The sequence below is a fragment of the Streptomyces sp. NBC_00503 genome (assembly GCF_036346895.1).
In the GTDB taxonomy this organism is placed as follows: domain Bacteria; phylum Actinomycetota; class Actinomycetes; order Streptomycetales; family Streptomycetaceae; genus Streptomyces.
On the sequence record NZ_CP107855.1, the window covers coordinates 1,009,479 to 1,023,216 of the forward strand.

The following is a 13,738-nucleotide window of genomic DNA, read 5'->3' on the forward strand; positions in this document are numbered from 1 at the left end:
GACTCCGGTACCGCCGGTACGGAGGACTTCGGGACCTCCTGCCGCGGGGCAGAAGGCGGGGCGGAAGCGGACTCGGTCACGGCCGGGAGCTCGTTCGCGGACGCGGATCGTGACTCCGAAGACGGCTCGGACGGGCGCGCCGACGCGGACCGCAACTCCGAAGGTGACTCGACCGGGTTCGCGGACGCGGACCGCAACTCCGAAGGCGATTCGGACGGGCGCGCCGACGCGGACCGCAACTCCGAAGCCGACTTGGACGCGGAGGCGGAGGCGGAGGCAGATGCGGACTCGGACTCGGACGGTACGGCCTTCGGGGACTCGGAGGACTTCGAAGGCGACTCGGACAAAGACTCCGAAGGCGACTCCGAAGGCGACTCCGACGGGGACTCCGACGGGGACTCGGATGCCGAGGGTGAGAGCGACGGGGACTCCGACGACGGCGGAGGAGAGGTCACAGGCGGGGAGGTCACAGGCGGGGAGGTCACAGGCGGAGACGTGACATGCGGTGAAGTCGCCGGCGGGGAAGTGACCGGGGGTGAAGTCACCGGCGACGGGGTCGGGAAGACCGGCGGCGGGATCGGCTTGTCGTGCTTGCCGTGGTGGTCGCCCCGGTCGCGCTCGTACCAGTGGCGGTCCTGGTGGTCGTAGATCACGAACTTGTTCACGATGGTCACGGACGGCGCGATGACCACGACCTGCGCGGGCTGGTACGAGGTCCAGGGCTGTCCGGAGCGCTTCGGGTCGGCCCGCAGTGCCACCGGCGACCCCAGCGGGTTCCCGCACGCGCACCGCACCCTCGGCACGCCCCGGTCGTCCACGAGCACGGCCGTCCCGGCCTGGAGCACTGCCTGGTAGGAGGTGGCCCTGCCGTCCCGGTAGCCGTGGTTGGTGACCCGGGTGTCCATCCGCAGCTGGACCGGGGTGAGGGAGCGGAGGTAGCCGGGTACGGCCGACGGCTGGAGGCCGAGCGCCGAGGCGAACGCGGCGTTCTTCGCCGGCTGCCCCGACAGCACCTTGATCTGCTTCTCGACGTCGCAGCTGGCCACGTTCTTCGTGCCCCCGTAGAGGCCCGGCGAGGACCCGGTGACGCTCCGCGTGACCGTGCCCCCGGTGGCGGGGGCCGCGGACGGCGGCATGCTCCCGGGCGGCGGGCTCTCCGGCGGCGGTGTGGCCTGCGCGGCGGCGGTGGACTCGGTGAAGGGGTCCGGCCCGGACGCGGCAACGGGCTGCAGGAACACCTCGCCGCCCGCGGAGGTGCCAGTGCCGCCACCGGTCGGCCTGGTCAGCACGACGGCCAGGGTCACGGCGGCGGCGAGGGCCACGACCGCGGTGGCGAGCCGGGGAACCGACCGCCACCAGGGCTTCGGCGGCGGCCCGGACGCTCCCCCGGTCGGACCACCGGTCGGACCGCCCGCACCGCCCGATCCCCCAGGAGGGCCGGGCGGCGTGGACGGAGGGCCTTCCCGTCCGCCGGACAGCGGCCCGGAAGGCGGACCCGTGGGCCGCCCGGAGTCGGACGGAGAAGCATGTGACGGGGGCTGCGGCGGCTGCTCACCGGAGGGTTGTGTGGTCACGGGCTCTTCTTCCCAGGCGGAGGAGTCCGGTCCATATGGATGTTCCGCAGGGGATACGCGGACATCTCCGGATTTCTGACGCTCCTGTCGACCATTGTGTGCGCCGTCCGGGTGGTGGCCGCAAGCCGGGGATGCCTACGGTGGCGGAGTGATTGATCCCGAAATGCCCCACGCGACGACCTCGGCATCGACCGCGCGAGCCTGGCGCGACGCCCTCGTGGCCGTCCTCGCCGGCTTCGTCGTGATGGCCGCGGTCTCCGCGGCCGGCCTGTCCCTGGCCGGAGCCGGAGACCTGCCGGGCGGCGGGTTCGCGCACGTGGTCGCCGCCGTCGTGGTGATGGCGGCCGGCGGCTCCGTCGACGTGACGGGCGGGGCCGGTTTCCTGGCCGGGGCCGACGCCAGCCTGTCGGTACTCCCCCTCTCCGTCAGCCTGGCCGGGGCGCTGACCGCCGGTCTGCTCTTCCTGCGCCCCCTGCGCCACCGGGCGGTCACCGGACCGCGCGAACTCCTCGCCCGCGCCGCACCCTTGGTGCTCCTCTGGCTGGCCGCGCTGACGGGCACCGCCCTCCTGGCCCGCCAGGACTTCACGATCTCCACGGGCAACTCGGCCATCGGAGACCTCGGCGAACTCCTCGACTCCACACCGACGGTGGGCTTCAAAGCCGCGATCCCCGCCACCCTCGGCTTCGGACTGCTATGGATCCTGGGCCTGTTGCTGATCGCCCTCCTCGTCTCGCGCCGCGCGCCGCTCCCGGCCTCACTGATCCGCTTCCACGCGGCGGTGCGGCCGGCGGCATCCGCCGTGGTCGCGCTGCTGCTGGCGTACGTGGTCATCGGCATCGGCGCCGGCCTGGTCGTGGCCGCGACCCAGGGGCATGCGAGCCGCACCCTGGCGGTGGTCCTGCTGGGCCTGCCGAACCTGGTCTGGTTCGCCCTCACGATCGGCTTCGGCGGGGCCTGGGAGGGCAAGGTCGAGGGTCCGTTCGGGCTGCCGATGCCCCAGGCCCTGGACCAGGTGCTGCGCGCCACCGGTTCGGGCTCCGGCTCCGATCTGTCGACCGTAGACGTGGCCTCGCTCGCGGAGCGGGATTCCCGGGTGTGGTGGCTGGTGGTGCTCGCCGCCGTGCTGCTGATCGGTGCGGGCGCGCTGGCGGCCGCCCGTTCCCCGGCCCATGTCCGGCCCTGGCAGCACGCCCTCCACCTGGCGGTGGCCCTGGCGCTGGCCACCCTGGCGGTCTGCCTGCTGGGCCGGGTCCAGGCCCAGTTCGGCCTGTCCGTACTGGGCATCGGCGACGTCGGCGACCTCAGCGGCAAGGTCGAGCTCCGCGCGGTCCTCTGGCGTACGGTCGGCCTCGCCTTCGTCGCGGGCGCGGCCGCCGGGTTCCTCGGCGCACTCCTCCCCCGCCGCCGACACCGCCGACCGACAATTGCGCCGTACGGGTGAATCGACAGAAATCGGTTCATCGGGGGATCGTTTCTGCGTGTCACGCTCGCCTCCGTGAACATGACCAAAGGCCTGTTCCGGCCGCTTCACGCCGCGGGTCTGCTTGCCCTCTCCGCGCTCGCGCTGACCCTCTCCACCGCCCTCCCCACCCAGGCGACCGGCCCCGGCACCCGCTACCTCTCCGGCGACGCCGGCCACGAGGACGCCAGCGCCGCAGCCGTCTCCGTCAGCCGGGTGTTCTGCCCGCGCGGCACGACCGTGCAGTCCGGTGGGTACTCCACCGCGCGCTGGGACCGCGCCCGCGACGGCTCGCTCCGGCACGCCGTCCTGGCCAGCCACCCCGTCCTCGACGGCGCCGGCCGCAAGGGCTGGTACGCCTCGGCCTCGCACGCCGAGGTCACCGCCCACGTCGTCTGCGTACCCTCCCCGGACGGCGACTAGGCCGTCCCTTTTCGGGAGAGACCGGGCTAGTGCCGCGTCAGGCAACGTTCGCCCCGTCGCGACGCCCGGCACGCACTCTCGCCGCACCGGCCAAAAGCCAAGTACGTCCAGTACAAGCGCTTCCGGCCGGCACGCCGAGAGCACGCACCGGGCGCCGCTCCTTGAGGGGCAAACGTTGCCTGACGCGGCACTAGAACACCGGCAGGGCCCACCGCGGCGGTGGCGGCGGCCCGTCGGAGGCCTCGGCCACCGCCACGCGAGTCGCAACCCGCACCACCGGGTCCGACCCCGCCCCGGCCCCCGCCCGCCGCAGCGCCCCCGTGAACTCCAGGCAGCTCCCCCACCGGTCCTCCGGCGACTTCGCCAGAGCCCGCGCCAGCACCTCGTCCACCCCGGCCGGCAGGCCGGGCCGCCGCGACGACAACGGCGGCGGCGGGTCGTACTGGTGGGCCCAGAGCAGGGCCATGTCGTCGTCGCGCTGGAACGGCGGGCCGCCGGTCAGGGTTTCGTAGACCACGCATCCGAGGCTGTAGACGTCGCAGCGGCCGTCCACCGGCTTCCCGGAGATCTGCTCGGGCGCCACGTAGTCCAGGGTTCCGACGAACTGGCCGACGCTCGTGAACCCGGTCAGCGACAGCGATTTCTTCGTCAGGCCGAAGTCCGTCAGGTAGACGTGCTCCGGGTGGTCGCTGTCGGTGCCCTCGGCCACCAGGATGTTGCCGGGTTTGACGTCCCGGTGGACGAGGTCGTGGGCGTGCGCCGCGTCCAGCGCCGAGGCGACCTGCCCGGCGATCCGGGCCGCCGTGTCCACGGGCAGCGGGCCCGTCCGGTCGAGCAGGGCCCGCAGGTCCTGGCCGGCCACGTACCGCATGGCGATGTAGAGCAGGCCGTCCGTTTCCCCCGCTTCGAAGACGGGCACGATGTGCGGGTGGTCGATGGCCGCCGCGACCTTCGACTCGTGCGCGAACCGCTGCCGGAAGGTGTCGTTGCGCGCCAGTTCGGGCGCGAGGAGCTTGAGCGCCACCGTCCGGTCGAGCCGTACGTCGTGGGCCCGGTAGACGACCGCCATCCCGCCGCGGCCGATCTCCTCCTCCACCACGTAGCCGGCGATCCGCCGTCCCCGCAGGTCGGACGAGCGCCCGCGCGCCGGGTCCCCGTCCGCCGCCGGGCCCGTCATCCCGCCTCCGGCCCGGACGGCGGCGGCGGGGTGACGACCGTGGTGAGCGGGTGCGCGGGCGCGGGCTCAGCCGGGTTCTGTCGTACGTCGGCCACTCCTGCCTTGTCCGGTTCCCGCGGCGGCGTCTCCCGCGCGGGCGGGGCACCCGGTCCGGAGACGACCGCGTAGGTGGTCAGGCGGCTCCCGTCCGCGTACATCCACCGTCCCGCCGTGTCGTCGTAGAGCCACACGGACTCCCCGTCGACGACGACCCCGGCGCGCAGTCCCCGTACGACGCGCCGGAAGGCCTCGGCGTCCACCCTCCCGGCGGCGAGCTCCGCCACCGCCCGCCGGTAGCGGTCCAGCTCCTCGCAGGCCCCCGCGAGCAGTGGTTGCGGGTCCTCGGTGCGCGTGATCGGGCGGCCCCCGGTCGGCGGGGGCTGCGGGACGGCGACCAGCAGGCGGCCGTCCACCCAGGCGGACCAGCCGTTGGCGCACAGGATCTCCCCCCATTCGCCGCGGCGGGCCAGCAGCCGCACGGGCAGGAAGGCGTCCAAGGGGGTGGTCGGCCGGGACAGGTCGGGCCCCTCCCAGGCGGGCAGGCCCTCCTGGGGTACGACGTGCGTGGGCCGGAAGTCGGGGGCCCCGCCAGGGGTCGTCATCTGCCCTACTTCCGCATGATCGCGGGCTCGTGGCGGCGCAGCAGCCGCAGGACCACGATCCCGAAGAGCACGGACAAGGCCACGAGCATGCCCATGTTGAGCAGCCACACCCCTTTCTCGTGGGCGAAGAGCGGGTCGCTGGTGAGCTGGCCGGGGACGATCCGGGAGAGGCCGATGGTGCCGGCCATCGCGCCCATGGCCCACCGGGAGGGCGCGAACCACGCCAGCTGCTCGATGACGGGGACACCGGTGAGTTTCAGCAGGGTGCCGCAGAAGACGACCTGGACGATGGCAATCAGGACGAGCAGCGGCATCGTGACCTCCTCCTTGCGGACCAGGGCGGAGATCATCAGGCCGAGCATCATGGCGGTGAAGGACAGCAGGGCCACGGCGAGGGCGATCTCGATCAGCGGGGGCATGAAGACGCCCTGGCCTCCCGGGGCGTTGAGTTTCACTCCGCCGAGGGCGACGACGGTCAGCACCGCGGCCTGCAGGACGGTGATCGTACCGAGCACCACCACCTTGGACATCAGGTAGGCGGAGCGGGACAGCCCGACGGCGCGCTCGCGCTGGTAGATCACCCGTTCCTTGATGAGCTCGCGCACGGCGTTGGCGGCGCCGGTGAGCACGCCGCCGATGCACAGGATGAGCAGGGCGTTCAGCGCCGTCTCGGCGGTGAGGGTGTTCCCGGCGAGTGCGCGGGCCATGGCCCCCATCATGAACGGCAACGCGATCATGATGATGAGGAAGGTGCGGTCGGCGCCGAGCACGGCGCCGTACCGGCGGACCAGGGTGGACAGCTGGGAGCCCCAGCTCTGCGCCTTCGGCGGCGCCTGCGCCGGGGCCCCACCCGGCCGTCCGGGTCCCTGTCCGGCGAGCAGGGGCCGACGTGCGGTGATGTCGACGTGCCGGCGGTGGGCGGGGGAAGCGCGGTACTCCCCGGCCCAGTCGCGGCCCTGCTGGTCCTCGAACGCCTCGAACGCCTCCGGCCACTCCGCGAAACCGAAGTAGGCCAGTGCTTCCTGGGGCGGCCCGAAATAGGCGATGCGTCCGCCCGGTGCGAGGACCAGCAGCCGGTCGCAGACCTCGAGGCTGAGCACGCTGTGGGTGACGACGATGACGGTCCGGCCGTCGTCGGCGAGGCCGCGCAGCATGTGCATCACCGAGCGGTCCATGCCGGGGTCGAGACCGGAGGTGGGCTCGTCGAGGAAGAGCAGCGAGGGCTTGGTGAGCAGTTCCAGAGCGACGGAGACGCGTTTGCGCTGGCCGCCGGAGAGGCTGTGGATGGACTGGTCGGCGCGCTGTACGAGGCCCAGTTCGCCGATCACCTCGTCGACCCGGGCCTGGCGTTCGGCCTTGGCGGTGTCCTGGGGGAAGCGCAGTTCGGCGGCGTAGGTGAGGGCGCGCCGGACGGTGAGCTGCGCGTGCAGGATGTCGTCCTGCGGGACGAGGCCGATGCGGCTGCGCAGTTCGGCGTAGTCGCGGTAGAGGTCGCGGCCGTCGTAGAGGACGGTGCCGCGGTCGGCGGGGCGCAGCCCGGTCAGCGCGCCGAGCAGGGTGGATTTGCCGGCTCCGCTGGGGCCGACGACGGCGAGCAGGCATTTGGCGCCGACCGGGAAGGAGACCTGGTCGAGGAGGGTCTTGCGGCCGTTGTCGACGGCGACGCCGAGGCCCTGGACGTCGAGGGAGACCTCGCCGGTGTCGACGTACTCCTGCAGCTGGTCGCCGACGAGGAGGAAGGCGGAGTGACCGATGCCGACGATGTCGCCTTCGCCGATGGCGGCGTGGTCGACGCGGGCGCCGTTGAGGTAGGTGCCGTTGTGGCTGCCGAGGTCGGCGATCTCGTAGGTGCCGTCCGCGAGGGCGCGCAGTTCGGCGTGCCTGCGGGAGACGACGAGGTCGTCGATGACCAGGTCGTTTTCGGGGGCGCGGCCGATCCGGACGGCGGCCCTGGCGGCCAGCGGGAGCACCGAGGTCGGGGCGCGGAAGGTGCTGGTCAGGCCCGGGTGGGAGACGGAGGAGGGGTGGGAGGCGCCCGGTCCAGGGTCGACGAAGCGTACGCGCGGGCCGTCGGCGGCGCTGCCGAAGCGCAGTTCGCTGCCGACCCCGACGGCCCACTCCTGGACGCGGTGGCCGTCGGCCCAGGTGCCGTTGGTGCTGCCCTCGTCCTCCAGCGTCCAGTGGTCGCCGTCGGGGCGCAGCACCGCGTGGTGCCAGGAGACGCGAGCGTCGTCGAGGCAGATCTCGCAGAGGGGGTCGCGGCCGACGTGGTACGTCCGGCGCGGGCTCATCGCGGTAGAGCCCCGGTCGGTTTCGAGTACGAGCTCGGGCGCGGTCGCCGCACCATGGCGCTGGACCATAGGGCGATTTTCCCACGATCGGAGCAGCTCGGCAGGGTTCGACATCACCGCAGGTCAGAGCGGCGTTATGGGTAATGACAACGGTCCCCGTTGCAGCCTTTGCCCATCTTCGAGAGGTGCGCTTCACTTCAGGCGACGCATCCGGCCTGATCCAGCGGGAACACGGAACGATTGATGGGGGACGCCATGAGCGCGCAGGACCACGCGCCGCACGAAAACGAGCACGAGCACGACGCCGGCACCGGCCACGACCACGGTCATGGCGGCCACGACCACGGTCACGGGGGCCACAGCCACGGCGTCTCCATCGACGCGGACCGCCGCTGGCTCGGCATCTCCCTCGGCCTGATCGTCGGCTTCATGGCCATCGAGGTGGTCATCGGCGTCCTGGCGCACTCCCTGGCGCTGATCTCCGACGCCGCGCACATGCTGACGGACGCCGTCTCGATCGTCCTCGCGCTGATCGCGATGCGGCTGGCGGCCCGGCCGGCGCGCGGCGGTTTCACGTACGGCCTCAAGCGCGCGGAGATACTTTCGGCGCAGGCCAACGGGCTCACCCTGCTGCTGCTGGCGGTCTGGCTGGCGTACGAGGCGGTACGCCGGCTGCTCGATCCGCCTCCCGTGGAAGGCGGACTGGTCCTGGTCACGGCGCTCGCGGGCATCGTCGTGAACATCGCGGCGGCCTGGTGCATCTCGAAGGCGAACCGCACCTCCCTGGCCGTCGAGGGCGCGTACCAGCACATCCTCAACGACCTGTTCGCCTTCATCGGCACCGCCGTCGCGGGTCTGATCGTGCTCACCACCGGATTCCGGCAGGCCGACTCGATCGCCTCGCTCGTCGTGGTCGTCCTGATGGTCAAGGCGGGCTACGGTCTGGTCCGCGAGTCCGGGCGGATCCTCCTGGAGGCCGCTCCGGCCCATGTGGACCCGGACGCGGTCGGCGACCGCCTCGTCGGGCAGCCACCGGTCACCGAGGTCCACGACCTGCACATCTGGACCATCACCTCCGGTCAGGCGGCGCTGTCCGCGCACGTGCTGGTGGACGAGGAGGGCGACTGCCACGCCGTGCGCCGGGACCTGGAGGCCCTGCTGGCCAAGGAGTACGGGATCACGCACACCACGCTCCAGGTGGACCACGCCCAGGACTCCCTGCTCACCGTCGGCCGCCCGGGCGAGGATCCCTCCGACCCGCACTGCGCGGATTCCCACGGCCCGGTCCACCGCCAGGGACCGCACGAGCACTGACTCCCGCCGTACGGGGCATAGATGAGCACATGACCACCAAACGGAGCGCCGGTCTGCTCCTGTTCAGGGAATCCGGGGACGCGGGCCTCGAAGTACTGCTCGGCCATATGGGCGGCCCGCTCTGGGAGCGGCGCGACGCGGGCGCCTGGTCGATCCCGAAGGGCGAGTACGGACCGGAGGAGAGCGCGCGCGACGCGGCCCGCCGGGAATTCGAGGAGGAGATCGGGCTGCCGCCGCCCGAGGGCCCGTACCTGCCGCTGGGAGAGGTGCGGATGATCGGCGGGAAGCTGGTGACGATCTGGGCGGTACGGGCGGATCTCGATCCGGCACTGGCGGTACCGGGCACCTTCACCATGGAATGGCCGCCGAAATCGGGACGCACCGCGGAGTTCCCCGAGTTGGACCGGGTGGAGTGGTTTTCTCCCCCGATGGCCCGAAACAAACTGGTGGTGGCTCAAATCCCTTTTCTGGAGCGATTGTCCGAACTCTTGAAGAATGAGGGTTGACCTGCCCTTTACTTGCCAACAAACCCCACCTGCATGGACATTGCACCTATGACGAACGTCGTGCTGGTGGGAACCCTGGACACCAAGGGTGTGGAGTACGGCTGGCTGCGCGAGAGGCTGTTGCGCGCCGGCGTCGAAGTGGTCATGGTCGACACAGGAATCATGGACGAGCCCCGGGTGCCCGCCGATGTGCCGCGCGAAGCGGTCGCGCGGGCAGCGGGAACGGAACTCTCACAGCTACGCGCGGCCGCCGACCGGGGTGCGGCCGTGACCACGATGGCCCGGGGCGCGGAAGCGACCCTCTTACGCCTGCACGCCGAAGGGCGGCTCCACGGAGTCCTCGCGATCGGCGGCAGCGGCGGCACCTCCATCGCCACGAGGGCGATGCGCGCACTGCCGCTGGGCGTTCCGAAGGTGATGGTCTCGTCGATGGCGTCCGGGGACGTGGCCCCGTACGTCGGATCGGCGGACATCACGATGATGTACAGCGTCGTGGACATCGCGGGGATCAACAGCATCTCCGCACCCGTCCTGACCAACGCCGTCGAAGCCGTCGCCGCGATGGCCAAGGGATTCCAGCGCGCCTCCATGGAACTGCGGCGGCCGGCCCGGCTGGGCGAGGGCAGCCGCCCGCTGATCGCGGCGAGCATGGCGGGGGTGACCACGATCGGCGTGGACGCCGCCCGTGAACGGCTGACCGAGCTCGGCTACGAGGTCCTGGTCTTCCACGTCAGCGGCACCGGCGGCCGCACCCTGGAGAAACTGGCCGGCCAGGGGATCTTCGCGGGCGTCCTCGACCTCACGCTCAGCGAGCTCGCCGACGACCTGTGCGGCGGCATCCTCACCGCCGGTCCCGACCGGCTCAGCGCGGCCGGGCGGGCCGGGATCCCCCAGGTGGTGAGCCTGGGAGCGCTGGACATGGTGAAGTTCGGGCCGATGGAGAGCCTGCCCGAGAGGGTCCGGTACCGCCGGATCCGCGTCCACAACCCCTCGATCACGGTGATCCGTACGACCGGGGCCGAATGCGCCGAACTCGGACGCCGGGTCGCCGCCAAACTCCGTGCGGCCACCGGCCCCACGGCGGTCTGCGTCCCACTGCGCGGACTGTCCACGCTCGGCGCGCCCGGTGGCCCCTACCATGACCCCGACGCCGACCGGGCACTGTTCTCGGCACTGCGTGACGGACTGCGGGGCAGCGCTGCCCGGCTGTACGACTACGACACCCACATCAACGATCCAGACTTCGGACGCGCGGCGGCCGACCGGCTGCACGCCATGATCGGCGCGCGGGCCGCGGCCGCCTGAGGTCCCGCCCCGACCCACCCCGCCGAGAGCACCGCGCGGACGGGAACCAGCCGTGGCGGGAATGTGTCCCAGGTGATGGCCGATCGCCTGGGACGACCGGCCCCGGGGCGCGGTCACGCCACGGCAGGGGGAAAGGCATGAACGGCATGTGGTCGGTTCCCGGTTACTCGGAGATCCGCGAGCTCGGCACGGGCGCCAGCGGCCGCGTGGTGCTCGCCGTCCACGAGGGCACCGGCACCGCGGTGGCGGTGAAGTACCTCAGCGACCGGATGCTCGAGAACCCGGCCTTCGTCCGGGAGTTCCGGGCCGAGGCCCAGTTGCTCGGCGAACTGCGGTCCCCGTACGTGGTCGGGCTGTACGAGTACGTGGAGGCGCCCGGCGGCGCCGCCATCGTGATGGAGCTCGTGGACGGCATACCGCTGAACGCGCTGCTCAAGCAGAGCGGTCGGACCGGCCCCGAAGCGGCGCTGGTGCTGCTGAAGGGCTCCCTGCTCGGCCTGGCCGACGCCCACCGCTCCGGTGTGGTCCACCGCGACTACAAGCCGGCGAACGTCCTGGTGGCGGGCGACGGCACCTCCAAGCTCGTGGACTTCGGGATCGCCACCCCGCTCGGCGCCACCCCCGGGGCCGCGGGCACTCCCGCGTACATGGCCCCGGAGCAGTGGCAGGGCCGGCCGGCCTCCCCCGCGGCCGACGTGTACGCCGCGACGGCGACCTTCTTCGAGTGCCTGACCGGCCGCAAGCCCTACGACGGGCAGAGCTTCGCCGAGCTCGCGGTCCAGCACGTCGAGGCGCCGGTCCCCGAGACCGAGGCCCCGGAGCCGGTGCGCCCGCTGATCCGGCGAGGACTGGCGAAGGACCCGCGGCAGCGTCCGGAGAACGCCGAGGAGTTCGTGGCGGAGCTGGAGGGCGTCGCGCAGGCCGCGTACGGGCCCGACTGGGAGGAGCGCGGGCAGCGCAAGCTCGCCGCCCTGGCGGCCCTGCTGCCGCTGCTGTTCCCCTCGGCCGCCGCCCCGGCTCAGGGCACCACCGCACTGGCCACGACGACCCTGCCGAAGCCGCCGTCCGGGTGGACCCCGGGCCGCCGCGGCCTGGTCGCGGCCGGGGCGACGCTGGTGCTGGCCGTAGTGGCCGTACTCGGCTACCAGGCGGTCGGTGCGGAGCCGGGCGGAGCGAAGGCCCTGAACGCCTTCGCGACCTCCAGCGCCGCGGGGGACGCCCCGGCCTCCCCGGTGGGCCTGCCGAGCCCCTCGGCCTCGCCGAGCGAGAGCATCAGCCCGAGTGCGAGCCCGAGCCCGTCGCCCAGTACGACCCCCTCGCCGTCCGCGTCGGCGTCCGCGTCCACCACGCCGAGCTACAGCAGCCCGCCGTCCCCGACGCCGACACCCACCAACTCGCCGACGCCCACGCCGACCCCGGGCGTGAGCGTCTCCTCGGTGTCCGTCAACCTCAAACCCGTGCGCGCGACGGTGAACGCGGCCGTGAGCCTCAACGCGAAAGGCGGACCCGCCACCGTGACACTCGAATGGTTCCTCGGGACCGCGCCGAACGACCTCTCCTTCGCGAACGGGGCCGAGAGCCTCACCGCTCCCGCCGGATCACCGACCGGAGTGTCGACGAGCCACACCCTCCCGCGCGCGAGCAGCGCCTGCTACCTCACGGTGCGCGTCTCCACCGTGCCCGCAGCGCCCAAGCAGCGGTACACCTACGCGACCTACCAGTTCCAGGCCTGCGTCCAGGTGCCCCGATGAGCGATCCCCGCGCCCCGCAGGGCGAAGACGACTACAGCGCCACCGTGCTCGGCAGCCACTGGATCAGCGGTCCGCCCCAAGGCCCGGAGCCGGAGCCGGAGCCAACCCCGGATTCCGGGCCGGAGGCCGGCCCGGGTTCAGGCCCGGAGCAGGGCACCGTGCAGCTCCCCGCGCAGACCAAGCGCTTCGACGTGCCCGGCGGGGCCGAGCCCGACCGGGTGGAGGGCTCGGTCCTGCGGTTCGGGCCCGGGGTGACGGCCGCCCTCCCGCTGCCGTTCCCGCTGTACCCGGAGCCGGCCCCGCTCCGCCGCAAGGGCGAGTGGCGGCGCTACACCCTGGCGGTCCTGGTCCTGCTCGGCGTCCTCGTCTACCTCGGCTGGCAGCACTACGGACCCGCCCTGGAGGTCCGCGACGTGACGGTCGCCACCGACCCCAAGGGCCCCGCATGCGATGCGACCGCCGACGTGGTGGCCGTCGTACGGACCAACGGGCGTGCGGGGGTGCTCACTTACCGCTGGCTGCGCAGTGACGGCACGCGCTCGGAGCAGCTGACGGAGCGGGTTCCCAGCGGGCAGCGGGAGGCCCGGCTGCACCTGCTGTGGACCTTCCAGGGCGCGGGAACCTACCCCGCCAAGGCCGAACTGCAGCTGGTGTCCCCCACGCAGCGGACGGCCGCGGCGGAGTTCACGTACCGCTGCCGCCCGTAGCCGTCAGACGGATCACCGCGCGGCCGCCGTCGAGGTCCACGCGGGAGCGGGGCGGAGCGCCGTCCTCCTCGTCGTCGCGCATGACGAGGGCGCTCTGCCGCTCCTTGAGCTCGTTCTGCTTGCCCGGCGAGAAGCTCGCGTGCAGCTGCTCGAAACCGGTCGAGGACATCTGCCCCTGCCGGCCGCTCCAGCGCCAGGGCAGCAGTCCGGCGCGGCCCGCGCGTTCCAGCGTCAGGTCGAGGAAGGCGATGGCGGTCAGCAGCAGCGCCAGCCCCGGGATGGTCATGAAGACGACGAAGGCCATGCCCCCGACCCTAACCCCGGTCCTCCTTTCGGCCTACGGCCCGGCGGGCGGAGCCGTTCTTCCGGCCTGCCGTCCGGGACCGTCCGGCCGAGGTGCCCGTACCCCCTTCGCTGGTTGACTCGGAGATGTCGAGGAAAGCTCAGGGACGCTTCCCCGGCACCTCTCACGTCCACGTTCCAGCCGGCGATACACCCCCAACCGGAACGTGGTCGTCCCGCAACGGATCACAAGTCCGCGCGGGAGGCCCGCAGCTGCTTTGGGGAGTGGCTGCGGGCCATTTTTC

General features: G+C 72.6%; 11 protein-coding genes and 1 pseudogene. 7 read left to right on the forward strand and 5 right to left on the reverse strand.

All coding sequences use genetic code 11. The annotated features are described in order from the left end of the window. Positions 1-242: 242 nt before the first annotated feature. Positions 243-1,574: pseudogene (locus tag OG490_RS04725) on the reverse strand (DUF6777 domain-containing protein); the annotation flags it as partial. A 148-nt stretch (positions 1,575-1,722) separates the two neighbouring features. On the opposite strand from OG490_RS04725, the gene OG490_RS04730 reads away from it, so the two are divergent. Continuing rightward, positions 1,723-3,018 (forward strand): streptophobe family protein, encoded by a 1,296-nt coding sequence (locus OG490_RS04730; RefSeq protein WP_330295012.1) that lies wholly within the window; start codon positions 1,723-1,725, stop codon positions 3,016-3,018. 54 nt (positions 3,019-3,072) lie between these two features. Next, on the forward strand, positions 3,073-3,459 hold the full coding sequence (locus OG490_RS04735; RefSeq protein ID WP_330295013.1) for a hypothetical protein: 387 nt from the start codon (positions 3,073-3,075) through the stop codon (positions 3,457-3,459). Between the two features lie 190 nt (positions 3,460-3,649). Here the strand turns inward: OG490_RS04735 and OG490_RS04740 are convergent, their stop codons facing one another. Genes OG490_RS04740 through OG490_RS04750 form a run of 3 tightly spaced genes read right to left on the reverse strand, consistent with a single transcriptional unit; the run spans position 3,650 to position 7,637 of the window. Next, on the reverse strand, positions 3,650-4,636 hold the full coding sequence (locus tag OG490_RS04740) for a serine/threonine-protein kinase (RefSeq protein WP_330295014.1): 987 nt from the start codon (positions 4,634-4,636) through the stop codon (positions 3,650-3,652). Further along, positions 4,633-5,277: a hypothetical protein gene (locus OG490_RS04745; RefSeq protein WP_330295015.1), complete on the reverse strand. Its 645-nt coding sequence runs from the start codon at positions 5,275-5,277 to the stop codon at positions 4,633-4,635. Before OG490_RS04745 ends, OG490_RS04740 begins: the two co-directional genes overlap by 4 nt. Positions 5,278-5,282: 5 nt before the next feature. Continuing rightward, positions 5,283-7,637 carry an ABC transporter ATP-binding protein/permease gene (locus tag OG490_RS04750; protein WP_330295016.1) on the reverse strand — a complete coding sequence of 785 codons (2,355 nt, stop codon included), beginning with the start codon at positions 7,635-7,637 and terminating at the stop codon, positions 5,283-5,285. A gap of 186 nt (positions 7,638-7,823) precedes the next feature. On the opposite strand from OG490_RS04750, the gene OG490_RS04755 reads away from it, so the two are divergent. From OG490_RS04755 to OG490_RS04775, 5 genes are all read left to right on the forward strand, one after another. Further along, positions 7,824-8,882, forward strand: a complete 1,059-nt coding sequence (locus tag OG490_RS04755; protein WP_330295017.1) for a cation diffusion facilitator family transporter — start codon at positions 7,824-7,826, stop codon at positions 8,880-8,882. A 29-nt stretch (positions 8,883-8,911) separates the two neighbouring features. Next, the gene (locus OG490_RS04760) at positions 8,912-9,388 is read left to right on the forward strand and encodes an NUDIX domain-containing protein (RefSeq protein ID WP_330295018.1); all 477 of its coding nucleotides are present in this window, start codon (positions 8,912-8,914) and stop codon (positions 9,386-9,388) included. A 48-nt stretch (positions 9,389-9,436) separates the two neighbouring features. After that, a complete protein-coding gene (locus OG490_RS04765) occupies positions 9,437-10,693 on the forward strand; it encodes a Tm-1-like ATP-binding domain-containing protein (protein WP_330295019.1) in 1,257 nt (418 codons plus the stop codon). 137 nt (positions 10,694-10,830) lie between these two features. After that, entirely contained in the window at positions 10,831-12,444 is a 1,614-nt protein-coding gene (locus OG490_RS04770) for a serine/threonine-protein kinase (protein WP_330295020.1), read from the forward strand. After that, the gene (locus OG490_RS04775; protein ID WP_330295021.1) at positions 12,441-13,151 is read left to right on the forward strand and encodes a hypothetical protein; all 711 of its coding nucleotides are present in this window, start codon (positions 12,441-12,443) and stop codon (positions 13,149-13,151) included. Before OG490_RS04770 ends, OG490_RS04775 begins: the two co-directional genes overlap by 4 nt. Here OG490_RS04775 and OG490_RS04780 read toward each other — a convergent pair. Beyond that, the gene (locus tag OG490_RS04780; RefSeq protein ID WP_330295022.1) at positions 13,129-13,455 is read right to left on the reverse strand and encodes a DUF6191 domain-containing protein; all 327 of its coding nucleotides are present in this window, start codon (positions 13,453-13,455) and stop codon (positions 13,129-13,131) included. The two genes, OG490_RS04775 and OG490_RS04780, sit on opposite strands and share 23 nt — an antisense overlap. Positions 13,456-13,738: the final 283 nt, after the last annotated feature.